We start from the raw sequence: 22,119 nt of genomic DNA, 5'->3' as shown, positions 1-22,119 counted from the left end.
AGATCGGCCACAGCGACGGCCAGCGAGTTGGGAGGTCCCGGCAGGGAACGGACATGGTATGCGCTCGCCATGCGGGGGCTGTGGGCGGCCGATGATTCACTGGCGGGAGCATTTGGACGTCCGTCCAAGACTCTGTCTCGAAAGGCTCTCCCATGCGGCGCTCACTCGCCCTCACGCTCGGCGCAGTCGCCGCAGTCCCCCTGACCTTCGCGCTCGCCGGCCCCGCGGCCGCCGTCGCCGGCCCCACCGGGTACGACGGGGTCGCCAGCGGCCCGCGCGCCTCGACGACGGACGGCACCACGCGCCCGGCGTACTTCCAGTACGACCCGACCCTCGGCTTCTCGCTGTCCGACCTCGCCGCGGGTGAGAGCGTCACGTTCACGACGACCATCGCGGCGAACCCGAACGCGACCAACTGGAACGACCCGTCGATCTCCCCGGCGAACCTCTACGCCGTCGGCTTCCTGCGGGTCGTCCCGAGCGAGACCGTCGTCCAGGGCACGCCCCTGGCCAGCCCCGCGCACGACCAGGACCCGGTCATCTGGGGCCAGGACAACCAGGGCGCCGGCTCCGGCGTCGGCGGCATGGCGTTCTGCAGCAACGACAAGTTCTTCGTCGGCGGCGCCTTCGTCTTCGGGCCCGGCGAGCACTGCGTGCTGCCGAACGACAGCGCCGACGGCACCGCCATGGACCAGATCTCGACCGAGCGCTACACGGTCACGATCGAGGCCGACGGCACCTGGACGGGCACCGTCGTCCCGCTCGACGCCGCGGGTGACGTGGTGACGTCGTTCGTCTCGGCGGACGTGCCGCCCAGCTACACCGGCACCCTCCCCGGCGACGCCAGCACGGAGTTCGTGCCGTTCGTGCGCGCCCGCGCCGGCGCCTACTCCGACTCCACCGGCCTCGCGGACCCCGACGGGGACTGGAAGATCGAGATCACGGACAGCTCGCTCGTGACCCCGTTCGCCGCGCCCGCCGCGACCCCGTCGGCCACCCCGAGCGTCTCGGCGCCCGCCGCGGCCGCTCCCTCGCCGAGCGCCTCGGCGCAGGCCGGCGCCGAGCTCGCGGCGACGGGCTCGCAGAACGTGCCGACGGCCGCCCTGGCCGGCGCGCTCCTGGTCGCGGGGATCGGCGGCGTCCTGCTCGCCCGTCGCCGTCGCGCCTGACACCTGCACGACCGCCAGGCCGACCGGATCCTTCCGGTCGGCCTGGTGTCGTTCCGGGGCTCAGCGCGAGCTCGGTCGCCAGAGGACGATGGCGGCGCGGTCGGCCGTCGTGGTCGGGCGGCGGCTGCGGCTGGCCGTGCGGCTGACGGCCTCGACGGCGCCCGTCGGGTCGGCCGTGAAGACGCGGCGGCCCGGCTCGACGAAGGCTCGCAGGTACTCGATCTGGCGGCGCAGACCCTCGAGCTCCGCCTCGAGCTCGAGGATCCGCTTGATGCCGGCCAGGTTCACGCCCTCGTCCTGCGACAGCCGCTGCACCTCGCRCAGSGTCGCGATGTCCCGCAACGAGTAGCGCCKKCCGCGGCCGCTSGCCCGGCTCGGCGTCACCAGCCCGAGCCGGTCGTACTGGCGCAGGGTCTGCGGGTGCATGCCGGCCAGCTCGGCGGCGACCGAGATCACGTAGACCTTGGCGTCCTCGGCGGGCATGGCTACGTCTTCGCCGCGTCGAGCAGGCCGGCGCGCACGTCCTCACCGGACGTCGCGATGCCGAAGGCCTGGACCGCCTCGCGCGCGGCGGGGTTCAGCCGCTGCGGGACGACGACCTGGACGGTGATCAGCAGGTCGCCCTTCGTGCCGGGGACCCCGCGGCCCTTGACGCGCAGGGCCCGGCCGGACGGCGTGCCCTCGGGCACGCGGACCCGGACGGTGGACCCGTCCAGCGTCGGCACCTCGATCGTCGCGCCCAGCGCGGCCTCGTCGAACGCGACCGGGACGGTGATCCGCAGGTTGTCGCCGTCGAGCGAGAAGACCGGGTGCGGGGTCACGCGGACGGTGATGACCAGGTCGCCCGCCGGACCGCCGCGGTCGCCGGGACGACCCTTGCCGCGCAGGCGGATCTTCTGGCCGTCGCGGACACCCGCCGGGATGCGGGCGTTCACGGTCCGACCCTCGACGCTCAGCGACACGGTCGAGCCCTCGACCGCCTGCCGGAAGGGCAGGGTCGCACTCGTGGCCAGGTCGGCACCCTGCTGGGGGCCGGGCGCGAACCCGCCGGCGCCGCCGTTGCCGAACAGGCCGCCGAGGATGTCCTCGAAGCCGGCCGCGCCGCCGGGAGCGTTGGTGTAGCGGACGCGCCCGCCCTGCTGGCCGCCGCCGAACATGCCGCCGAAGACGTCGTCGAAACCCGCGCCGCCGCGCCCGCCGGACGTGAACCGGGGGCCGCCGGCCATGGCGCGCAGCTGGTCGTACTGGCCGCGCTGCTCGGTGTCCGACAGCACCGCGTAGGCCTCGCCGACGTCCTTGAACCGGGCCTCCGCCTTGGCGTCGCCGGGGTTGTGGTCGGGGTGCATCTGGCGCGCGAGCTTGCGGTACGCCTTCTTGATGGTCGCGGCGTCGGCATCCTTGGGGACGCCGAGGACCGAGTAGAAGTCCTTCTCGAGCCAGTCCTGTCCGGTCACGCCGCTCCTTCCTTGATCTGGGTGACGTCCGAGCATCTACGGGTGTGGGCCCGTAGATGCTCGGACGCTACTGCGGTTCTTACGCCTCGGGGTCCACGACCGCGACGCGGGCGGCCCGAAGGACCCGGTCGGGGGTGCGGTAGCCGGGCTGCAGCACCATCTGCACGGTCGGCTCCGTGACGTCCGCGGAGTGCGCGTGCATGAGCGCCTCGTGGACCGCGGGGTCGAACGCCTCGCCGACCTCGCCGTAGCGGACCACCCCGAAGCGACCGAGGGTCGCCTCGAGCTTCTCCGCGATGGAGACGAACGGTCCGGTGAGGTCACCGTGCTGGCGGGCCAGCTCGATGTCGTCCAGCACCGGGATCAGCGCCTCGACGATCGCGTGCACCCCACGGTCGTGGGCGGCGAGGGCGTCGGCCTTCGACCGCTTCACGAACCCGGAGTACTGCTGCTCGAGGTTGTAGTACGCCGCCTTGGACCGCTGGAGCTCGTCCAGCCGCTCCGCCGCGAGCGCCTCGGCCGCCACGAGACCCTCGAGGACGACCTCCTCCTCGGCGCCTGCCGCGATGGACTCGGCGTCGGCGAGAACCTGCTCCTCGGGGGTCAGGTCGTCGCCGGCGTCGTCGGTCCCGGAGGTCACTTGACCGCCTCGTCCTCGTCGTCGACGATCTCGGCGTCCACGACGTCCTCGTCGGACGACGCGTCAGCCGCAGGCTGCTCGTCGGCCGGCGCGTTGGCCGCCATGTTGTCCGCCGAGTAGATCGCCTCGCCGATCTTCTGGCTCACCGCGAGCAGGGCCGAGTGCTTGGCCTTGACCTCGTCGACGTCGGTGCCCGCGAGCGCCGTCTTGAGCTCGGTGACCGCGGTCTGGACCTCGGTCTTCACGTCCTCGGGCAGCTTGTCCGCGTTGTCGACCAGCAGCTTCTCGGTCGAGTAGACCAGCTGCTCGGCCGTGTTGCGGGTCTCGGCCTCCTCGCGACGCGCCTTGTCCTCGGCGGCGTGCTCCTCGGCCTCGCGCACCATGCGCTCGATGTCCTCCTTGGGGAGGGCCGAGCCGCCGGTGATCGTCATCGACTGCTCCTTGTTGGTGCCGCGGTCCTTGGCGGACACGTGCACGATGCCGTTCGCGTCTATGTCGAAGGTGACCTCGATCTGCGGCACGCCACGCGGGGCCGGCGCGATGCCGGTCAGCTCGAACGTGCCCAGCGGCTTGTTGTCCCGCGCGAACTCGCGCTCGCCCTGGAACACCTGGATCAGCACGGACGGCTGGTTGTCCTCGGCGGTGCTGAAGATCTCGCTCCGCTTCGTCGGGATGGCCGTGTTGCGCTCGATGAGCTTGGTCATCACGCCGCCCTTGGTCTCGATGCCGAGGCTCAGCGGGGTGACGTCGATGAGCAGGACGTCCTTGCGGTCGCCCTTCATGACGCCGGCCTGCAGCGCGGCACCGACGGCGACGACCTCGTCCGGGTTGACGCCCTTGTTGGGCTCCTTGCCGCCCGTGAGCTCCTTGACCACCTCGGTGACCGCGGGCATACGGGTCGAGCCGCCGACGAGGACCACGTGGTCGATGTCCGCGAGCTTGATGCCCGCGTCACGGATGACCGACTGGAACGGCGACTTGGTGCGGTCGAGCAGGTCCTGCGTCATCTGCTGGAACTGTGCGCGCGTGAGCTTGGTGTCCAGGTGGACCGGGCCGTTCTCGCTCATCGACAGGTACTGCAGCGAGATGTTGGTGCTCGTCGCGGACGAGAGCTCCTTCTTGGCCTGCTCCGCCGCCTCGCGCAGACGCTGCACGGCGATCTTGTCCTTGCCCAGGTCGACGCCCGTGGAGTTCTTCACCTCGGAGATGAGGAACTCGACGATGCGCTGGTCCCAGTCGTCGCCGCCGAGGCGGTTGTCACCGGAGGTGGCGCGGACCTCGATCGTCGAGAAGCCGTCGTCGTCCTTGCCCACCTCGAGGAGGGACACGTCGAACGTGCCGCCGCCGAGGTCGAAGACGAGGATGAGCTCGTCCTCCTTGCCGCGCTCCAGGCCGTAGGCCAGGGCCGCCGCGGTGGGCTCGTTGATGATGCGCAGGACGTTCAGGCCCGCGATGGCGCCGGCGTCCTTGGTGGCCTGGCGCTCGGCGTCGTTGAAGTACGCCGGGACCGTGATGACGGCCTCGGTGACGGGCTCGCCCAGGTAGGCCTCCGCGTCACGCTTGAGCTTGGAGAGCACCCGCGCGCTGATCTCCTGCGCGGTGTACTTCTTGTCGTCGATGCTCGTGGACCAGTCCGTGCCCATGTGGCGCTTGACGGACGTGATCGTGCGGTCGACGTTGGTGACGGCCTGGCGCTTGGCGATCTCGCCGACCAGCACCTCACCGGTCTTGGAGAACGCGACCACCGACGGCGTCGTGCGCGACCCCTCGGCGTTGGCGATGACCGTGGGCTCGCCGCCCTCGAGGACAGMGACCACCGAGTTSGTGGTRCCSAGGTCGATGCCGACTGCTCGTGCCATGTGTGTGCCTTCTTTCGTGTCGTGCGGGATGAGTCGTCTCGCTCTTGAGTCCGGCTGGCTCAAGTCTGCGTCGGCTTCGGGCCGCGCGCAAACTCGAGAGGACGAACTTGAGTCTGTTGGGCTCAACCTTGGTGACGGGCGAGGCATTCCCGGACGGGGTGGGGAACGCGGTGGAAGTGCCCTCCGCCCGCTAGCGTGGGTCGCCGGTGCAGCCCGCACCGCAGTCACGACGCGAGCACCTGGAGCACGGAGACATGTCGTCCGAGCCCGCGATCACCTTCGTCCGACCTCCGCAGCTGACGGCGAACGCGCCCTACGCCTACGCCGCTGTTGCTGGGCCTGGCCAGCTCGTCTTCACCGCGGGGGCCTGCCCGCTCGACGCCGACGGCAAGACGGTCGCCGTGGGCGACATCGCCGGACAGGCTGCACAGGTCATGGCGAATCTCGTCATCGCACTGCAGGCCGCCGGCGCGCAGCTGACGGACGTCGTCAAGACGACCGTCTACGTAGCGTCGTCGCACCAGGCCGATCTCGGCATCGCCTGGCGTGTCGTCCGTAGTGCCTTCGGCACCCACGACGCCCCGAGCACCTTGCTCGGCGTCAGCGTCCTGGGCTACGACGACCAGCTGGTCGAGGTCGAGGCGGTCGCGATCCGTCCGACGCCGAGCACGATCTGAGGTCGCCGTAGCCGGGCGGCCCGGGAACCGATCGCGGTTCTCTGGTCGCGCGTGGGTGGCGATGTCGGCGGCGCGTTCGGCGGCAGACTCGGTGCATGACACGTGACCAGGCAGAGTCCGAGACTCCGGGTCGGATGGGCGGCTCACCCGAACGACCTGCGCGCTTCTTCGACGGTCCCGAGGAGTTCGGTGCCTGGCTGGCCCTGCACCACGACACGGAGACGCTGCTGTGGATGGGCTTGAGGAACAAGGGCTCGGCTGATCGCGGCCTGACCTGGGAGCAAGCGGTCGTCGAGGCACTGTGCTGGGGGTGGATCGACTCGGTCGCGCAACGCATCGACAACGAGTCCCGGCGGCAACGCTGGACCCCTCGCAAGAAGACCTCCCACTGGAGCCGGGTCAATCTCGACCTCGTCGAGAAGCTGCGCGCCGAGGGGCGGATGCAGCCGAGCGGGTTGGCGATCTGGGAGCAGCGCACCCGCGAGGAGGCGCCCTACAGTCACGAGCGACCGTGGGCCGGACTGCCGGACTCGTATGCCGAGGAGCTGGCTGCGTCGCCGGCGGCCACCGCCTTCTGGGAGGCGTCGACAGCGACCTACCGCAAGGTCTGCGCCGTCTGGATCACCTCCGCCAAGCAGGACGTCACCCGCGCCCGCCGGATGGCACAGCTGATCGAGTGCAGCGCCGAGGGCGAGCTCGTGCCGAACCAACGCTACGGCGACGTCCCGCGGTGGTTGGCGCGGGCCGCGGCTGCCGCGGCAGAAGCACGATGACGTAGTAGAGCCGCGGCCTGCCCGGTCCTCGATGGCGTCCGGCGGCTTCGGCTCCCACCTCGGGGGCGGCCGGCGGCAGAGCGCCCGCAACGGGCTCATGCGCCTCACCCCGACCAGCGCGATCCTCCGCGGCTCCGACGCCGCGATGGGCTGGACCCCACCGCAGCCGGCGGCGCCGGTCCGCTGAGCCGGGCCTCAGGCCTCGTCGAGCCGCGTGCGGAGCTCGTCGTCGAGGTCGAGGTCGAGCGCGCCCAGCGTCTCGTCGAGCTGGGCGACCGAGCTGGCGCCGACGATCGGGATGACCGGTGTCGGCCCGCCGAGCATCCAGGCAAGGGCGACCTGGTTCGGCGTGGCGCCGAGCTCTCGCGCGACCTCGCGCAGCACCTCGATCCGACGACGGCTGCTCGGGTGGTCGGCGCCGCCGAACAGCGGCTTCTCTGCGCGCGTGTAGGCACCCTGGTGCAGCGGCGAGTACACGGTCACGGCCAGCGGCGGGCGCCCGTCGACACCCGTGGACGCGGCGTAGTCGAGGAGCTCCCCCGACACCCAGTTGGAGCGGAACGGGGTCGGGCCGGGGTACGCGACGCCGCCCTGCTGCTGGACGACGCCGTACGGCTCGACGCCGAGGCGGGCAGCGGTCTCGCGCGCCTCGACGACGCGCCACGTCGTGACGTTGGAGATACCCGGCACGCCGACCACTCCGTCGGCCACGAGCTTGCCGAAGGCGCCGACCGTCTCCTCGAGGGCGGTGTCGCGGTCGTCCACGTGGCCGTAGTAGACGTCGATCCGGTCGACGCCGAGGTGGCGCAGGCTCGTGGCGGCCTCGTGGCGGATCGTCTCGGCGCCCAGGCCCTGGTAGTTCGTCGGAGGGGTGTTCGACAGCGGCAGGGACGGGTCCTTCTTGCCCGCGCCGCACTTCGTCGCGATGCGGACGCGGTCGCGCAGCCCGCGCGACGCCAGCCAGGCGCCGATCACGTCCTCGCTCTCGTGCCCCTGGCCGCCGGCGTCCCAGGCGTTGTAGTTGTTCGCCGTGTCGAGGAACGTGCCGCCGGCGTCGACGAACCGGTCGAGGACCTCGAACGCCGTCTCGCGCGGGGTGTGCGTGCCGAAGTTCATGGTGCCCAGGCACAGGACGCTCACGTCCGTGGCGGTCGGGCCGGAGCCGAGGGTGCGGTGCTGCATGGGTGTCCTCCGTCGTCACAGCTGGGGTGTTGCACTCGACGGTAGGCACGTAGCGGACCGGGAGTACGGTCCATTCCTGTGGAACACGACCAGACCAATCGTTGGGCCGGCGACGCGCTCGTGACCCTCGAGGACGACCGGCCGGCGCACGTCGCCCTCGAGCGGGCGCTGCGCACCGCCATCCGCGAGGGGCGGCTCCGGCCCGGTGACCCGGTGCCGCCCAGCCGGGCGCTGGCCCGCGACCTGGGCGTGTCGCGCTGGGTGGTCACGCAGGCGTACGGCGGCCTGGTGGCGGAGGGTGTGCTGGACGCGCGCACCGGTGCCGGCACGCGCGTGGCCTCCACGTCCTGGCCGGCGCAGACGGCGGCACCCACCGACGTCTCCGGCATCGCAGTCCAGCCCCGGCCCATGTTCGACCTCGGACCCGGCGTTCCCGACCTGCGGCACCTGCCCCTCGCGGCGTGGGTCAGGGCCGTCCGCTCGGCCGTCGCGTCCGCGACGCCGGGCGACCTCGCCGCACCGGACCCTCGCGGTGTGCCCGCGCTGCGTCAGGTGCTCGCCGACCGGCTCGCCGCGACGCGCGCGGTCCTCGTCGAGGCGGACCAGGTCGTCGTCACCCACGGTGCGGCGGACGGCATGGCACGCCTCGCACGGTCGCTGCGGGCCGCGGGGCACGAGACGGTGCTCGTGGAGGACCCGAGCTGGCCGCGACTGCGCGACGCCGCCGCGGCCGCCGGGCTCCGGCCCGTGCCGGTGCCCGTCGACGCGGACGGGGTGGACACCCGCGCGCTGGTGGCCGCGGCCGGACGCACCGGCGCACGTGTGGCGCTCGTGACGCCGGCGCACCAGTTCCCGGTCGGAGCCGCGCTCGGACCTGCGCGACGCGAGGCACTCGTGCGGTGGGCGCGCTCGGTCGACGGCGTGATCGTCGAGGACGACTACGACGCCGAGTTCCGGTACGACCGCCGACCGGTGGCCGCGCTGCGCGCCCTCGCGCCCGACCGCGTCGCCCTGGTGGGCTCGCTCAGCAAGACGCTGGCGAGCGGGTTCGGCATCGGCTGGCTCGTACCGCCCGACGACGTTCCTGACGCACGGGCGGGGCTGGACGTCGAGGCGTTCGCGCCGCCGTCGCTGCACCAGCTCGCCTGCGCGGCGCTGCTCGACGAGGGTGGCTACGACCGGCACCTGCGCGCCGCCCGCGTCCGCTACCGACGACGCCGGGCGGCACTGACGGCGGCGCTCGACCATCGGTTGCCMAGCCTGCCCGTGTCGGGGCTGGCCGCGGGGCTGCACGTCGTGCTCGGGCTTCCGGCCGGTGTCGACGAGGACCTGGTGGCCCGGCGGGCCGCCCGGCACGACGTGCGCGTGGTGCCGGCCGGCCGCTATCGCCTCGGGGATCCGATGGCCCCGGCGCTCGTCCTCGGGTACGGGAACCTGGTCGACGCGCGGGTGGACGAGGCGGTGGCCCGGCTGGCCGCCGTCATCGGCGAGGCGGCCCGGTGACGGCAGCGGATGGGCGCATGTCGCCGCGGCCGCATCTCTCCCGGCTCAGACCAGCTCGACGCTGTCGGCCTGCGGTCCCCGATCACTCTGGCGCACCTTGTACCGGACCCGGTCGCCCTCCTGCAGCCCGTCGGCGCCCCGCACGACCGACACGTGCACGAACAGGTCCGCACCCCCGGCATCCGGGGTGATGAAGCCGAACCCGCGCTCCGTGTCGTACCGCGCGACCACGCCCTCGCCGCCGCGCACGGAGTCGCCGTACTCGCTCGGGGGGCCCGACCGACCGCGGCCCGACGCCGCAGGCGCACCACGAACGAGGCGGATGTTGCGGGCCTGGAGTCCCTTCTCGCTGGTGCCGACGTCGTAGGTCACGCGATCGCCCTCGGACAGCTCCGTGACCCCGCCGGGCAGGGCCCGGACGTGCACGAAGAGGTCCTCGGCGCCCGAGTCGGGTGTGACGAACCCGAAGCCCTTCTCGCCGTCGTACCAGGACACGGTGCCGTCCGCGCCGTCGGCCGCCCGAGGTCGACCGAGAGCGTCGGGCCCGAGCGGGAGCAGGTGGTCCGCCTGCGGCCCCTTCTCCCCGTCGACGACGAGGAACGCCACCCGCTGCCCGTCCGAGACCACGCCGCCGCCGACGATGGCCGAGCTGTGCACAAAGATCTCCGCACCGCCGCCGTCGGGCGTGATGAAGCCGTAGCCCTTGCCCGGCTCGTACCAGGAGACCGTGCCGAGCACGCCCAGGGGTGCGTCGGGGGCGTGGTCGCCCGTGACCCGGACGCGGCGAGCCTGCGGGCCGCGGTCGCCCTCGCCCAGCTCGAACTCGACGACCTGCCCTTCTCGGAGCAGCCTCGTCCCGTCGTCGCCGACGATCTCGGACGCGTGCACGAACAGGTCCTCGGTCCCCTCCCCGAGGAAGAGGAAGCCGAACCCCCGCTCGGCGTCGAACCATCGGACAGTTCCCTCGGGCACGGTGGACTCCTCGTCGACGCAGAAAGGTTGCTGTCGCCCAGTCTCCCCCCGACCGGACCCCGTTTCCTCCAGTCGGCGCCTCGTCAGCTCGATCCGTCGAGGCAGGACAGCGCCAGCGCCTGGGCCTGCTGACCACGCGCGAGCCTGTCGCCGGTCCAGGAGACGTCACTCCAGTCGGTGGAGCCCTTGGAGGCGCCGAGCGCACGGCCCACGGCGATCCAGCGACCGGCCCCCGAGTCGTCGGCCGCCGTCGTCAGGAAGGTGACGGGGTTGTACTCACCGCTCTGGCCCCACGCGTCCGAGTACGACCTCGCCGCGACGACCCACCACGTCTCGCTCGGGCTGTCACCGGGTCCGACCTCCACCATCACGGCATCGGACGCGGGCAGGTCGTCGCGCACCCTGCCGTGCAGCCACCCGAGCACCTGCTCGTCGGGTGCCACGCACGTCAGCTCGCCCGATGCGACGGGGGCAGGGGTTGCCGGTGCAGAGCTCGCGACGGGCGGCCGTGGCACGGCGGGCGCCGTCGGTGCGGGCTCGAGGCCGGCCGTGCAGGCGGACAGCAACGCGACGACGAGGACGACGAGCGCGAGTGCGCTGGGGGTACCCCCGCGGTGCTGGTCCACCGTGACACCCCCTCGAACGGCCGAGTTCCACGGCAGATCCTGGCATAGCGTCGGATCCGAGCTGAGTCGTTCGTAGAAGCCGTAAGAGGCCGCCGCCCGCGGCCGCTGGACTAGGGAGTCGTGCGATGACGCAGTACCTGATCTCGTTCAACGACGGCGCGATGGACCACATCCCCGACGAGGACTGGCCCGACGTCGGCAAGGCCTCGCACGAGGTGGTCTTCGAGGCCATGAAGGCAGGCGTGTGGGTGTTCGGCGGCGGGCTGGAGCGGCAGAGGGCGAGCGTCGTGGGGACGGACGGCCTGGTCACCGACGGCCCCTACCCGGAGACCAAGGAGGTCATCGGCGGGTTCGCGGTCGTCGAGGTGGCGACACGCGACGAGGCGCTGGAGTGGGCAGCCAAGATCGCCGTCGGGTGCCGCTGCGCGCAGGAGGTCCGCGAGCTCATGGCGGACCCCGAGACGGACGAGTGGCTGCGCCAGGCCGGGAGCTAGGTCAGCCGCGCGCCTCGGAGTAGCGCGGACCGGTGTCGCCGGCGCCCATCCAGAAGCTCGAGTTGTCGTAGACCAGCCGGACGCCGTGCGTCAGCTCACACTCGCGAGCGAGTCGACCGACGGGGTAGCGGGTCCGGCACTCACCGCAGTGCAGCGCCGTGTCGTCCTGGGCCATGGCACACCTCCCACGAGGGTGGCGGCCAGCGGGGCGTCGGGCCGCTTGCCGTTCATGGTGAGACCTGAACGCGCCGCATCGGCAGGAAGGTGAGGCAGATCACCCCGACGCACGCACCTCCCCGACGAACCGCCGCACCCGCTCCGCCATCGCCTCCGGCACCTCGGCGACGGCGAAGTGGCCGCCCTCGGGCAGCCGCTCGAACACCCGCAGATCCCGGTAGAACCCCCGCGCCACCGACTCCGGGTTGTCGTGCTCGTGCCGCTGGACGAAGACCGCCGCCGGCACCTCGACCGGGGCGATCACCGCGTCCGCGCCGTCGAAGTACGGCCGGAACGAGGTGGCGATGCTCTGCGTGGCCCAGTACAGCGTGGCCTCCGTGAGGATGCGGTCGCGTGAGATGCGCCTCTCGACGGCGGTCGGGTCGCCGGCAGGGGTGTCGCTCCACTCGACCAGCTTCTCGGTGATCCACGCGAGCAGGCCGGCCGGGGAGTCGTTGAGGGCCGCGCCGACCGTGTCGGGGCGGGTGCCCTGGAGGTGGGCGTAGCCGGCCTGCTGGTACCAGCCGGCCGACATGCGGTCGTAGAAGGCACGCTCGGTCGGGTCGGTCGACGCCTGCTGCTCCTCCTGGGAGAGGAAGTGCGCGTGGGTGACGACGATGCCGGCCACGGCCTCGGGGTGCGTCGCGGCGACGAGGTCGCTCACGTTCGCCGTGAGGTCCTCGCCGTAGGTGAGGTAGCGGGAGTAGCCGAGCACGTCGGTCATGAGCGCGTGCACCAGGTCGGCCAGCCGCTGCTCGGTGATCGGCCCGTCGAGCGGGGGCGAGAACGCGAACCCGGGCAGGCTCACCACCACCACGTCGAGGTCGGGCAGCAGGTCGGCGAAGTCGAGCTGCAGCGCGAACGTGTGCGGCCAGCCGTGCATCACCAGGAGCGCGGGCGCCTCCGGGTCCGACGACCGCAGGTGCGCGACGTGCAGCGTGGTGCCGTCGACGTCGGCGAGGAACTGCGGGTGCTCGTTCAACCAGGCCTCCCGCGCGCGCCAGTCGAACGTCTGCCACGACGAGACGAGGTCCCTCAGGTACGACGCGGTCATTCCCGACTCCGGCCGGCGGGGCGAGTCGTCGAGGAAGCGGGTGCGCGACAGGCGGTCGCGCAGGTCGTCGAGAACCGGTTGCGGCACGTCGACGCGGAACGGTCGGATGCTCATGCGCCCACGGTAGGAACGCCCTCCGACATCCCTGCGTCAGCGTGGGTGCAGGACGCAGAACTCGTTGCCCTCCGGGTCGGCGAGAACCTTCCACGGCGCGTCGCCCTGGCCGACGTCGGCGTCCGTGGCGCCGAGGGACCGCAGCCGGGCGACCTCTGCCGCCTGATCGTCACCGGGGTACGGCAGCAGGTCGAGGTGCACACGGTGGCGCACGGTCGCCACGTCGGGGGTGCGGGCGAGCTCCAGGTACGGGCCGACCCCCGCGGCCGATCGCAGCCTCGCGCGGTCGTCGGTCACGTCGTGCAGGGTCCAGCCCGTCGCCTCGCCCCAGAACGTGGCCAGGGCCCGCGGGTCCGCGCAGTGGACCACCACCGCGGCGATCGGTCCGGTGTCCTGGTCGACCGGGCGGGGTTCGAGCACGCGGAACACGTTGCCCTCCGGATCCGCGAGGACGGTCCACGGCACGTCCCCGTCGCCCTCACCGGCCGGCGTCGCCCCGAGCTCCTGCAGGCGCGCGACCAGGTCGGCGTGGTGGGCGGCGGACGTGGTGGCGAGGTCGAGGTGCGCGCGGTACCGCACCGTCCCAGGGTCCGGGACTGTGACGACGTCGACGCACACCGCCACCGGGTCCGGCCACGCGAACCCGACCGGTTCCACGTTGGTCACGCCGGGTCCCTCGCTGGACACCCCCCAGCCGAGAGCGTCCGCCCAGAACCGGCCGACCGCCGCGTCGTCCCGAGCCTTGATGTTCACCTGGACCAGCTGGAGTGCCATGCTGACCGACCCTACGAGAGGTCCAGCGGCGGCGCCCACGGCGGGCGGCGGATCAGGCAGAACGGGTGCCCGGCCGGGTCGGCGTACACGTGGTCGCCCGCCGGGAGTCGTCGCGCGCCGAGCGCGAGGACGGCGGCCTCCCCGTCGTCGAGGTCCTCGACCATCACGTCGAGGTGCATCTGCTGCGGTCGGTGCGGGTCCGGCCAGTCGGGCGGCTCGTGGTCGGGCGCGCGCTGGAACGCGAGGCCGGACGTGTCCGGAGCGGGCGCGACGACGACGAAGTCCGGCGAGCGGTACGTGATCCGGTGCCCGAGCAGGGTCGCGTAGAACTGCGCGAGGAGGTCCGGGTCGGGACAGTCGACGACCAGGTGGTGCAGGCGTCCGAGCATCGCGCTCCGATCCGGGCGGTCGGCCCTCAGGCGCGCGGCCGACGCCAGTCGAGCATGACGAACAGGTCGCGCTCGCCCGGGAGCCCTTCGAGGATCGCCCGCGCCAGCGCGGGCTCCCCCGCCTGCTCGCACGACCACAGCTCGAAGTCCATCGTCTGCGACCAGGTGGGCGGCAGGAACCCGAGGACCGTGCCGCCGTCGAGGACCTTGACCACGTCGTGCTCGGAGCGGGCCAGCACCACGGCGAACCCCCGCTCGGATCGCCCGGCGCGGCCGGGCGTGGCGTCCTCCAGGAATCCCCGCACGCGCACGGGCACGTGGCCGCCGCTCGCGGGCACGAGGCGGCCGGGCATCCGGGTGGAGGACGACGGGTCCATGCGCGGAAACTACTCCTGTGGACCATGTAGAGGAACGGCGGTCGGCTCCGTCCGACGAGTGATGGTGCCAACCTGGGCACGACGAAGGAGGAGCAACATGGCTAGGTACGTGCTGATCGTGGACTTCCAGAGCGGCCCGGACGACGCCCCCATGTCGGAGTGGACCGACGACGAGGTCGCCGAGCACCTGAACTACTACGGCCGGCTGAACCGCGAGCTGATCGCCAACGGCGAGCTCGTCGGCGGCGAGATCCTCACCGGACCCGACCTGGCCAAGGTCGTCCGCTCCGACGGGGCCACCACCGTGGTCACCGACGGCCCCTTCCAGGAGTTCAAGGAGTGGGTCGCGGGCTACCAGATCGTCGAGACCGAGACCGAGGCGCGCGCGCTGGAGATCGCCGCGCTCGTGTCCGCGGTCCCCGGTCGCGGCGGCGTCCCGACGCAGCAGCCGATCCAGGTGCGCCGGATCATGGAGGACGGTCCGTCCGACGTCGAGGAGATGAACGCGTTCCTCGAGACGGCGAGCGACGCGCGCTGAACGTCCCGGGCGGGGTCGAGGACCTGCTGCGCGAGCTCGCGCCGCAGGTCGTCGGCACGCTCGCGCGTCGGTGGGGCGACTTCGACGCCGCGGAGGACGCCGTGCAGGAGGCGCTGCTCGCGGCCGCGACGCACTGGCCGACGGACGGCATCCCGGAGCGCCCGCGGGGCTGGCTGCTGCAGACGGCGTCGCGCCGGATGGTCGACCAGTGGCGCAGCGACGTGTCGCGACGAGACCGCGAGCTGCGCGTCGCCGCCGAGCCCGACGTCGGCGAGGCGACCCACGAGGACGACACGCTCACCGTGCTGTTCCTGTGCTGCCACCCGGTGCTGACGCCGACGTCCGCGATCGCGCTCACCCTGCGCGCCGTCGGCGGGCTGACCACGGCGGAGATCGCGCGGGCGTTCCTCGTCGGCGAGGCGACCATGGCGCAGCGCATCAGCCGCGCCAAGCAGCGGGTCGCGGGCGAGCGGTTCTCGATGCCGACGGCCGACGAGCACCCGGCGCGGCTGCGCAGCGTGCTCCGCGTGCTCTACCTGATGTTCAACGAGGGGTACACGGGCAGCTCGGGCGAGGACCTCACGCGCGTCGACCTGTCCGACGAGGCGATCCGGATCGCGCGGCTGGTGCACGCGACGGAGGACGAGCCCGAGGTCGCCGGGCTGCTGGCGCTCATGCTGCTCGCGGACGCCCGTCGGCCGGCCCGGATCGACGCGCACGGGGACCCGGTGCCGCTGGCCGACCAGGACCGGAGCCGCTGGGACCGTCGCCGGATCGTCGAGGGCACCGCGCTGCTCGACCGGGCGTTCGGCCGCGGCGCGGTCGGCGAGTACCAGCTGCAGGCGGCGATCGCCGCGATCCACGACCGCGCGACCAGCGCCGACGCCACCGACTGGTCGCAGATCCTCGCGCTGTACGAGCTGCTCGACCGGATGACGGGCAACCCCGTCGTGACCCTGAACCGGGCGGTCGCCGCGTCGATGGTCCACGGTCCTGCCGCCGGGCTCGAGATCCTCGACGGTGTGGACGACACGCTCCCGCGCGTCGACCAGCTCCGCGCCTACCTCCACGAGCTCGCGGGAGCGCACGACCTGGCGCTGGCGCACTACCGGCGGGCCGCGGGCCGGTCGACGAACGTGGCCGAGCGTCGGTACCTCGACGCCCAGGTGGCCCGGCTCGGGGCCGGCCGGTAGCGCGGGGTCAGAGGATCAGCTGCTCGACGCCGAGCAGGAGGCCCAGGCCGATCATGGCCGCGCCCGACACGCGGGACACCAGGCGCGCCGCGGCCGGGCGCGCGCGCAGGACGAGCACGACCCCCGCGCGACGTTCGTCACGCTGGACGCGGGCGGGCACAACGTGCACCTCGACCAGCCCGGCCTCGTGGCCGCCCTGCTGTCCGAGCCGCCCTGCTGTCCGACTGGCTCGAACGGGTCGCGGCCGACCGGTAGTCCGTCGCGTGTCGGAGGCCGCGCCTACGGTCGGGGCATGCAGACAGTCCTCGTCCCCGGCCTGGCGTGCTCGGCGCGACTGTTCGACTCCCTGGTGCCCGCGCTCTGGGCGCACGGCGCCGTGACGGTAGCGGACACCCGGCGTGACGACTCGATAGCCGGCATGGCCCAGAGACTGCTCGACTCGGCCCCGGACCACTTCGCCCTCGTCGGCGCGAGCATGGGCGGCTACGTCGCGCTCGAGGTGGTCCGACGCGCCCCCGAGCGGGTCGTCGCGCTCGGACTCGTCAGCACCTCCGCCCGACCGGACAGTGCCGAGGAGACGGCCGGACGCCGCAAGCAGGCCGCTGCCACCCGGACTGGTCGCTACCGTGCCGTGGTCGACGCGGCGTTCCCGGTGCTGGTGGACCCGGCCCACCGGGACGACAGCGAGCTCCTCGCCGTCTGGCGGCGCCTGGCGGACGAGGTCGGGCCCGACGCGTTCGTCCGCCAGCTCCAGGCCTGCGTCGACCGGGTCGACTCACGACCGCTGCTTCCGACGCTGACCTGCCCGACCACGGTCGTCCACGGCCTCGGCGACCAGCTGATGCCCGTCGAGACGGCGCGCGAGACGGCCGCGGCAATCCCGGGCGCGAATCTGGTGCTCGTCGAGCGGGCCGGCCACATGGTGCTCCAGGAGAAGCCCGGCGACGTCGCGGCCGCTCTGGGCGCTCTACTCACCCGGGGTCGTCTCGTAGCCCATCGATGACGTGGGGCCGTTTCCACCCCGGTGACCGCGCTCGACGCTAGCGTCGAGCCCACCGAGCGGATCCCAGGCGGAGGTCAGAACATGCAAGCGGTCAGCGACCTCGAGAGCGACACGCCGACGGACCGTTGGCGACACTGGGCGCACCGCTGGCTCTCGGTCGGCGGGCTGCTGTGCGCGATCGGCGTCGGCAACCTGATCGCAGCGCTCAACTGGAACGCGATCCTGAAGGGCATGGCCGGCTCCGAAGGGTCGTCCTTCGTCCACGCGTCAGCCGCGAGCGACCGTTATGCCATCTGGGGCTTCGCCCTGCTGATCATCGGCCAGCAGATGGTGACGCGACGCGCCCTCGTGCAGCCCGGCCGCTGAGTACCCGCGGGTCAGGCCTTCGGGCGGGCCAGGGTCCCGCGCCAGATCGCCGTGATGACGATCGCGCCGACGATCGAGCCGATGATGCCGCTGGGCCGCAGCTCCAGACCGTCGCCGGCGAGGAGGCTGGCCAGCAGGCCGCCGACGAACGAGCCGACGAGGCCCGCGATGATCGCCATGGTCCAGTCGATGCCCTTGCGTTCCTTGCCGAGGATGAGCTGGGCGAGGGCGCCGATGAGCATCCCGAAGAGGATCAGGCCGAGGATGAGCATGGGCCGAGACTAGGGCATATCGCTGCGCCCGGGTCGGGGGACCGCGCAGGTCGACGGGTGCGAGTCGCGGACTCAGCGCGGCGCCGTCGTCGCCCAGACCCGCTCGACCAGCCGCCAGCGGGACGCCGCGCTCTCGACCAGCGTCAGGCCCGCGTCCTCGAGCAGCAGCGACGGGCGCCGGCGGTGGTGCTCCCCGGCCCGCTTCGGGGTGACCACGTCGAGCACGCGCTGCACCCCCCGGCCCAGGCGTGCCGACGACTCGACGTGGTCGGCCATCAGCAGCCGGCCGCCGGGTCGCAGCACCCGGGCCAGCTCGCGCAGCGCGGCGAGCTCGTCGGGGACGCAGCACATCGCCAGGGTGCAGACGACGGTGTCGAACGAGTCGTCGGGCAGCTCCAGGTCGGCGGCGTCGGACCGGAGCAGGCGGACCGGGACGCCGAGCGACCCCGCCCGGTCCGACGCCGCGGCGAGCATCGCGGGGCTGACGTCGGTGAGCGTCAGGTCGGTGGCGCGGTCGGCGTAGTAGGGCAGGTTCGCGCCCGTGCCGACAGCGACCTCCAGTGTGCTGCCCGAGACGCGGTCGGCGATCCACCGACGGGCCGGGGCGAACAGCCTCGGCTCCAGGAAGGCGGTCGTGCGGTCGTACGTCGCCGCCTGCCCGTCCCAGTACCCCGCTCCGCCCGTCACGCCAGCGCCTCCTGTGGGTCTTTCGGCCCGGTCCGGTACCCCACCGGGGTGGGACGATGGTCAGGTCGGCGATCCCGACGCTCGAACCAGCACCCACCAGGAGCACGCCATGTCCGCCGCCACCACCTCCCCCACCCTCTCGCCGATCCCGCTGTCGCGTCGCGTCGCCGACCTGTCCGAGACCGTGCGCTGGGCGCCGGCTCCGCGGTGGGGACGTTCGGCCGGCGAGCACGGACGCTTCGCCGCCTACCTGGGCGGCAGCATGATCGCCTGGACCCTGATCGGCGTGGGCGCGTCGGCTCTGTTCGGCCAGCTGCTCTCGCTGCTGGGCTGATCACCGCCGCTCACCGGTGAGCGGCAGGCTCCAGGAAGACGAGCGGGATCACGCGCGACGTCCGCTCCTGGTACTCGGCGTAGTTCGAGAGCGCGGCGGTGACCCGGGGCCAGAGCTCCTCACGCTCCGTGGGCGTCGCCACCCTCGCCAGCATGGGCGTCGGCCGGCCGCCCGAGACCGCGACCTGCACCTGCGGGTGGTCGAGCAGGTTGAGGAACCACGAGGGGTGACGGTCGTCGCCCCCGGCCGACGCGACGACCACGAGCGCCGGCCCGACCTGCAGCGGCGCCGTCAGCATCGAGACCCGAGCCTTGCCCGAGCGGCGACCGACGGTCGTGAGCTCCAGGGACGGCAACCCGAGCAGGTCGCCGCCGAACCTGCCACGGCTCACCTTCACGAGCGCACGATGCAGCCCGCTGAGCGTCCTCATCACGACGGTGCTGGTCACGCGCGGTTCCTCACCCGCTGACCGTACGCCGGTGCGACGACGGCGAGGACCGCCGCGCCCCCGACCCGGCGGCCCGAATCTCCGCAGGGCACTGCCCACCGCCCCCGTCCCGCGCCATGCTGGTCCCGGGGGAGGCGGCATGCGCGATCGGGACGAGATCCGTCGGGTGGTGGTGGTCGGCGGCAGCCTCGCCGGCACGCTCGCCGCCGCTGCGCTCGCCGGCGCGGGCCGGACGGTCGTCGTGCTCGAGCGCGACGTGCTGCCCGACGCCCCCGGGCCGCGCAAGGGCGTCCCGCAGGGGCGGCAGCCGCACGTGTTCCTGCACCGCGGGCTGCTCGYGATCGAGGAGCTGCTGCCGGGGGTCGACGCCGACCTGCGGGCGTCCGGTGCCGTGCCGCTGGACACCGGGCACCTGGCCTGGCTGGGCGAGTCGGGGTGGGCGCCGCGCGCGGAGCAGTACGGGATCGTGTCCGCGACCCGGCCGCTGTTCGAGCACGTGGTGCGGCGCCGGGTGCTCCGCCTGCCGGGCGTCGAGGTGCGGGACGGCACGGTGGTGAAGGGTCTTCGCCGCGGGCCGTCCGGCGGGCCGCGGTGGTTCGTCGACACCGAGGACGGCGCACCGGTCCCGGCCGACCTCGTGGTGGACGCGTCGGGTCGGTCCTCGCGGCTCCCGCACTGGCTGGAGGGGCTGGGTGTGCGACCCGCGCGGACCACCCAGGTCGACGCGCGCGTGGGATACGCGACGGCGGAGGTGCAGGTGCCGACGGGGACCGTCGTCGTCGACGGGATCGTGGTGCTCCAGACGCCCGAGCGCTCCGGCGGCCTCGCGCTGCCGGTCGAGGGCGACCGCTGGCTCGTCTGCGCGGTCGGGTCCGGTGACCGTCGGCCCGGGCGGGACCACGCGGCATTCGTCGGATCCCTCGCCTCGCTCCCCGACCCGGCCCTGGCCTCCCTCGTCGGCGACCCGTCCGCCGAGGTCGCACTGCACCGGCAGACCGGGAACCTGCGGCACCACTACGACCGGGTGCGCGGGTGGCCGGACCGCCTGCTGGTCGTCGGCGACGCGCTCTGCGCCTTCAACCCGGTGTACGGCCAGGGCGTGACCATCGCGGCGCTCGAGGCGCTCGCGCTGCGGGAGGCCGTTCGTGGCCGGTGGCACACACGACGCCTGCTCCGGCGGTTCGCCCGCCTGGTCGACCTCCCCTGGCAGATCGCCACCAGCGAGGACCTGCGCTATCCCGCCGCGGGCGGCCGCGTGCCCCGGTTCTCCGCCCTCTTCTCCCGGTGGACGCGCGAGCTCGGCCGGCTGGGCGCGCACGGCGACGTCCTCGCGCAGGCGTCGATGGCCCGCGTCTACCACCTCATGGGATCGCCGCTGCTGCTCCTGCGGCCGGCGCTCCTGGCACGGGCACTGCGGGCGCGACGACGGGGCTACGGGGAGGAGAYGCCGCGGCCTCGGGTGTTCGCCTCGGAGTCCTAGGCGCCGAACCGGCCCCGCGCGTCGAGCGGGATCAGCGGCTTCTCGCCGCGGACCTTGAGCTGCTGCACCGCCCACGAGTTGCCGTCCGGGTCGCTGAACCCGAAGAACGTTCCGCCGTCGCGCTCGTCGAAGACCGTGATCTCCGAGGCCTCGACCCCACGGGAGATCAGCTCCGCGCGGGCGGCCGCGGCGTCGGCGACCACGAGCTGGAGCCCCTTCAGCGAGCCCGGCGCCATCTCGGACTGCGAGGGCAGGTTGCCGATCACGATCGAGCAGCCGGAGCCGCGCGGGGTCAGCTGGGCGACGTGCATGAACTCGTTCACCGTCTCGTGGTCCAGGTCGAACCCGACCTGGTCGCGGTAGAACGCGATGGAGGCGGCGAGGTCGCTCACCGGCACGACGACGACTTCGAGGGTCCAGTCCACGGGAGCTCCTTCGCTCGGATCTGCAGGGAGGGCACCACTATGGCCCCTACGCTGCGCGGATGAACGAGATCGCCCAGCTGCCCGCGACCCACCCGTGGGCGATCGTCGGCGCCGTCGCGGCCGTCCTCGCGCTCGGGTGGTTGCTCCGCCCGCGGGGACGGCGCCCCCGGCCGGGCGAGGTCTGGTTCGCGCTGGTGCCGTTCGAGGACGGGTCGGGCGGCAAGGACCGGCCCGTGCTCGTGCTGGCCGTCGACGGCGGCACGTACGAGGTCGCCCGGTTCACGTCGCAGGACCGCAGCGCGCGCCGCGACCACGTGCGAGTGCCGCAGGGTGTTCCCGGGCTGCCGAAGGCCAGCTGGCTCAACCTGCGTCCGTTGTCCCTGCGCCGGTCCGCCTTCCGCCGATGCTCCGGCGTCCCGGGTGAAGCCTTCGTCGACTGGTACCGCAGCGCGGCCGGGGACCGCGTGTGATGCGTCTGCACGAAGACGAGGTGCACCGCGCTGCATTGTGGTGTCGCCGGGTCGCTCCGGGCGACTAGCGTCTCGGCCTTGTGAGTCAGATCGTCGACGTCGTCGTCCCCCCGCGGCTGGGCACCAGGTTCCGGTGGCTGCTGGCCTCGTCGTGGAGCTCGAACCTCGGCGACGGCATCGTCATCGCCGCCGGGCCGCTGCTCGTCGCGAGCCGGACCGACGACGCCTTCCTGGTCGCCCTGGCCGCGCTGCTGCAGTGGTTGCCGCCGCTGGTGTTCGGCCTGTGGGCCGGGGCGCTGACGGACCGGCTGGACCGGCGGCGGCTGGTGATCCTGGTCGACTCGCTGCGGACCGTCGTGCTGGTGCTGCTGGCGGTCGCCGTGGCCACCGACGTCGCGTCGATCCTGCTGGTGCTGACCGCGATGTTCCTGCTGGGGACGGCCGAGACGTTCGCGGACAACGCGTCGAGCACCCTGGTCCCGATGCTGGTCAAGCGCGACGACCTCGCCCTGGCCAACAGCCGGATCCAGGCCGGGTTCGTCACGGTGAACCAGCTGGTGGGCCCGCCTCTCGGCGCGTTCCTGTTCGCCGCCGGACAGGCGCTCCCGTTCGCCGCCGAGGCGATCCTGG

At 73.0% G+C, this 22,119-nt stretch carries 31 protein-coding genes; 14 read left to right on the top strand and 17 right to left on the bottom strand.

Annotation, left to right across the window (positions count from 1 at the left end; translation table 11 throughout):
• Positions 1-152: 152 nt before the first annotated feature.
• On the top strand, positions 153-1,169 hold the full coding sequence (locus ACXJKG_RS04165) for an LPXTG cell wall anchor domain-containing protein (RefSeq protein ID WP_456844502.1): 1,017 nt from the start codon (positions 153-155) through the stop codon (positions 1,167-1,169).
• Positions 1,170-1,229: 60 nt separating this feature from the next.
• On the opposite strand, the gene ACXJKG_RS04160 is transcribed toward ACXJKG_RS04165, so the two are convergent.
• The 4 genes from ACXJKG_RS04160 to dnaK all read right to left on the bottom strand — a co-directional run bounded on the left by ACXJKG_RS04160 (position 1,230) and on the right by dnaK (position 5,122).
• Entirely contained in the window at positions 1,230-1,652 is a 423-nt protein-coding gene (locus ACXJKG_RS04160; protein WP_456844501.1) for a heat shock protein transcriptional repressor HspR, read from the bottom strand.
• A gap of 2 nt (positions 1,653-1,654) precedes the next feature.
• Positions 1,655-2,623: a DnaJ C-terminal domain-containing protein gene (locus ACXJKG_RS04155; RefSeq protein WP_456844500.1), complete on the bottom strand. Its 969-nt coding sequence runs from the start codon at positions 2,621-2,623 to the stop codon at positions 1,655-1,657.
• 79 nt (positions 2,624-2,702) lie between these two features.
• Positions 2,703-3,263 carry a nucleotide exchange factor GrpE gene (gene grpE, locus ACXJKG_RS04150; protein ID WP_456844499.1) on the bottom strand — a complete coding sequence of 187 codons (561 nt, stop codon included), beginning with the start codon at positions 3,261-3,263 and terminating at the stop codon, positions 2,703-2,705.
• A complete protein-coding gene (dnaK, locus tag ACXJKG_RS04145) occupies positions 3,260-5,122 on the bottom strand; it encodes a molecular chaperone DnaK (RefSeq protein ID WP_456844498.1) in 1,863 nt (620 codons plus the stop codon). The genes grpE and dnaK overlap by 4 nt, the downstream gene beginning before the upstream one ends.
• 254 nt (positions 5,123-5,376) lie before the next feature.
• Here dnaK and ACXJKG_RS04140 point away from each other — a divergent pair, with 254 nt between their 5' ends.
• The 3 genes from ACXJKG_RS04140 (at position 5,377) to ACXJKG_RS04130 (ending at position 6,759) form a co-directional block, all read left to right on the top strand.
• Entirely contained in the window at positions 5,377-5,799 is a 423-nt protein-coding gene (locus tag ACXJKG_RS04140; RefSeq protein ID WP_456844497.1) for a RidA family protein, read from the top strand.
• A gap of 134 nt (positions 5,800-5,933) precedes the next feature.
• Complete coding sequence (locus ACXJKG_RS04135; RefSeq protein ID WP_456844496.1) at positions 5,934-6,572, top strand: YdeI/OmpD-associated family protein; 639 nt, start codon at positions 5,934-5,936, stop codon at positions 6,570-6,572.
• A gap of 31 nt (positions 6,573-6,603) precedes the next feature.
• A complete protein-coding gene (locus tag ACXJKG_RS04130; protein WP_456844495.1) occupies positions 6,604-6,759 on the top strand; it encodes a hypothetical protein in 156 nt (51 codons plus the stop codon).
• Between the two features lie 8 nt (positions 6,760-6,767).
• Here ACXJKG_RS04130 and ACXJKG_RS04125 read toward each other — a convergent pair whose 3' ends face one another.
• Positions 6,768-7,754 carry an aldo/keto reductase gene (locus ACXJKG_RS04125; RefSeq protein ID WP_456844494.1) on the bottom strand — a complete coding sequence of 329 codons (987 nt, stop codon included), beginning with the start codon at positions 7,752-7,754 and terminating at the stop codon, positions 6,768-6,770.
• A gap of 78 nt (positions 7,755-7,832) precedes the next feature.
• Here ACXJKG_RS04125 and pdxR point away from each other — a divergent pair, with 78 nt between their 5' ends.
• Positions 7,833-9,257, top strand: a complete 1,425-nt coding sequence (pdxR, locus tag ACXJKG_RS04120; protein WP_456844493.1) for a MocR-like pyridoxine biosynthesis transcription factor PdxR — start codon at positions 7,833-7,835, stop codon at positions 9,255-9,257.
• A gap of 45 nt (positions 9,258-9,302) precedes the next feature.
• Here pdxR and ACXJKG_RS04115 read toward each other — a convergent pair whose 3' ends face one another.
• Both ACXJKG_RS04115 and ACXJKG_RS04110 read right to left on the bottom strand, forming a co-directional pair.
• Positions 9,303-10,229: a cold-shock protein gene (locus tag ACXJKG_RS04115; RefSeq protein WP_456844492.1), complete on the bottom strand. Its 927-nt coding sequence runs from the start codon at positions 10,227-10,229 to the stop codon at positions 9,303-9,305.
• Positions 10,230-10,312: 83 nt separating this feature from the next.
• A complete protein-coding gene (locus ACXJKG_RS04110; RefSeq protein ID WP_456844491.1) occupies positions 10,313-10,672 on the bottom strand; it encodes a hypothetical protein in 360 nt (119 codons plus the stop codon).
• A 308-nt stretch (positions 10,673-10,980) separates the two neighbouring features.
• Between ACXJKG_RS04110 and ACXJKG_RS04105 the strand changes: the two genes are divergently transcribed.
• Entirely contained in the window at positions 10,981-11,349 is a 369-nt protein-coding gene (locus ACXJKG_RS04105; RefSeq protein WP_456844490.1) for a YciI family protein, read from the top strand.
• 1 nt (position 11,350) lies between these two features.
• Here ACXJKG_RS04105 and ACXJKG_RS04100 read toward each other — a convergent pair whose 3' ends face one another.
• The 5 genes from ACXJKG_RS04100 to ACXJKG_RS04080 form a co-directional block, all read right to left on the bottom strand.
• Positions 11,351-11,524 carry a hypothetical protein gene (locus ACXJKG_RS04100; RefSeq protein ID WP_456844489.1) on the bottom strand — a complete coding sequence of 58 codons (174 nt, stop codon included), beginning with the start codon at positions 11,522-11,524 and terminating at the stop codon, positions 11,351-11,353.
• 99 nt (positions 11,525-11,623) lie between these two features.
• The gene (locus tag ACXJKG_RS04095; protein WP_456844488.1) at positions 11,624-12,733 is read right to left on the bottom strand and encodes an epoxide hydrolase family protein; all 1,110 of its coding nucleotides are present in this window, start codon (positions 12,731-12,733) and stop codon (positions 11,624-11,626) included.
• A 36-nt stretch (positions 12,734-12,769) separates the two neighbouring features.
• Positions 12,770-13,507 (bottom strand): VOC family protein, encoded by a 738-nt coding sequence (locus tag ACXJKG_RS04090; RefSeq protein WP_456844487.1) that lies wholly within the window; start codon positions 13,505-13,507, stop codon positions 12,770-12,772.
• Between the two features lie 11 nt (positions 13,508-13,518).
• A complete protein-coding gene (locus ACXJKG_RS04085; protein ID WP_456844486.1) occupies positions 13,519-13,896 on the bottom strand; it encodes a VOC family protein in 378 nt (125 codons plus the stop codon).
• 26 nt (positions 13,897-13,922) lie between these two features.
• Positions 13,923-14,273 (bottom strand): hypothetical protein, encoded by a 351-nt coding sequence (locus tag ACXJKG_RS04080; RefSeq protein WP_456844485.1) that lies wholly within the window; start codon positions 14,271-14,273, stop codon positions 13,923-13,925.
• 97 nt (positions 14,274-14,370) lie between these two features.
• Here ACXJKG_RS04080 and ACXJKG_RS04075 point away from each other — a divergent pair, with 97 nt between their 5' ends.
• Positions 14,371-14,811, top strand: coding sequence for a YciI family protein (locus ACXJKG_RS04075; RefSeq protein WP_456844484.1), 441 nt, complete (start codon positions 14,371-14,373; stop codon positions 14,809-14,811).
• Positions 14,808-16,004 carry an RNA polymerase sigma factor gene (locus tag ACXJKG_RS04070; protein ID WP_456844511.1) on the top strand — a complete coding sequence of 399 codons (1,197 nt, stop codon included), beginning with the start codon at positions 14,808-14,810 and terminating at the stop codon, positions 16,002-16,004. Before ACXJKG_RS04075 ends, ACXJKG_RS04070 begins: the two co-directional genes overlap by 4 nt.
• 7 nt (positions 16,005-16,011) lie before the next feature.
• Here the strand turns inward: ACXJKG_RS04070 and ACXJKG_RS04065 are convergent, their stop codons facing one another.
• Positions 16,012-16,164, bottom strand: coding sequence for a hypothetical protein (locus ACXJKG_RS04065; RefSeq protein ID WP_456844483.1), 153 nt, complete (start codon positions 16,162-16,164; stop codon positions 16,012-16,014).
• Between the two features lie 132 nt (positions 16,165-16,296).
• On the opposite strand from ACXJKG_RS04065, the gene ACXJKG_RS04060 reads away from it, so the two are divergent.
• Both ACXJKG_RS04060 and ACXJKG_RS04055 read left to right on the top strand, forming a co-directional pair.
• Positions 16,297-17,007 (top strand): alpha/beta fold hydrolase, encoded by a 711-nt coding sequence (locus tag ACXJKG_RS04060; protein ID WP_456844482.1) that lies wholly within the window; start codon positions 16,297-16,299, stop codon positions 17,005-17,007.
• Between the two features lie 21 nt (positions 17,008-17,028).
• A complete protein-coding gene (locus tag ACXJKG_RS04055) occupies positions 17,029-17,373 on the top strand; it encodes a hypothetical protein (protein WP_456844481.1) in 345 nt (114 codons plus the stop codon).
• Between the two features lie 11 nt (positions 17,374-17,384).
• Here the strand turns inward: ACXJKG_RS04055 and ACXJKG_RS04050 are convergent, their stop codons facing one another.
• Positions 17,385-17,645 (bottom strand): GlsB/YeaQ/YmgE family stress response membrane protein, encoded by a 261-nt coding sequence (locus ACXJKG_RS04050; RefSeq protein WP_456844480.1) that lies wholly within the window; start codon positions 17,643-17,645, stop codon positions 17,385-17,387.
• A gap of 72 nt (positions 17,646-17,717) precedes the next feature.
• The gene (locus ACXJKG_RS04045; RefSeq protein WP_456844479.1) at positions 17,718-18,332 is read right to left on the bottom strand and encodes a class I SAM-dependent methyltransferase; all 615 of its coding nucleotides are present in this window, start codon (positions 18,330-18,332) and stop codon (positions 17,718-17,720) included.
• 109 nt (positions 18,333-18,441) lie between these two features.
• Here ACXJKG_RS04045 and ACXJKG_RS04040 point away from each other — a divergent pair, with 109 nt between their 5' ends.
• Positions 18,442-18,666 (top strand): chemotaxis protein CheW, encoded by a 225-nt coding sequence (locus ACXJKG_RS04040; protein ID WP_456844478.1) that lies wholly within the window; start codon positions 18,442-18,444, stop codon positions 18,664-18,666.
• A gap of 10 nt (positions 18,667-18,676) precedes the next feature.
• Here the strand turns inward: ACXJKG_RS04040 and ACXJKG_RS04035 are convergent, their stop codons facing one another.
• Positions 18,677-19,114: a nitroreductase/quinone reductase family protein gene (locus ACXJKG_RS04035; protein WP_456844477.1), complete on the bottom strand. Its 438-nt coding sequence runs from the start codon at positions 19,112-19,114 to the stop codon at positions 18,677-18,679.
• A 139-nt stretch (positions 19,115-19,253) separates the two neighbouring features.
• On the opposite strand from ACXJKG_RS04035, the gene ACXJKG_RS04030 reads away from it, so the two are divergent.
• Positions 19,254-20,594 carry an NAD(P)/FAD-dependent oxidoreductase gene (locus tag ACXJKG_RS04030; RefSeq protein WP_456844476.1) on the top strand — a complete coding sequence of 447 codons (1,341 nt, stop codon included), beginning with the start codon at positions 19,254-19,256 and terminating at the stop codon, positions 20,592-20,594.
• Here ACXJKG_RS04030 and ACXJKG_RS04025 read toward each other — a convergent pair.
• A complete protein-coding gene (locus ACXJKG_RS04025; RefSeq protein WP_456844475.1) occupies positions 20,591-21,019 on the bottom strand; it encodes a VOC family protein in 429 nt (142 codons plus the stop codon). The genes ACXJKG_RS04030 and ACXJKG_RS04025 overlap by 4 nt on opposite strands.
• A 59-nt stretch (positions 21,020-21,078) precedes the next feature.
• Here ACXJKG_RS04025 and ACXJKG_RS04020 point away from each other — a divergent pair, with 59 nt between their 5' ends.
• The gene (locus tag ACXJKG_RS04020) at positions 21,079-21,489 is read left to right on the top strand and encodes a type II toxin-antitoxin system PemK/MazF family toxin (protein ID WP_456844474.1); all 411 of its coding nucleotides are present in this window, start codon (positions 21,079-21,081) and stop codon (positions 21,487-21,489) included.
• Positions 21,490-21,569: 80 nt separating this feature from the next.
• On the top strand, positions 21,570-22,119 hold a 550-nt coding region (locus ACXJKG_RS04015), incomplete at its 3' end, for an MFS transporter (protein WP_456844473.1).

The sequence above is a fragment of the Cellulomonas sp. P5_C6 genome (genome assembly GCF_054049635.1).
Note: the sequence above shows the minus strand (reverse complement) of the source record. Positions and strands in the feature narration are given on the sequence as shown.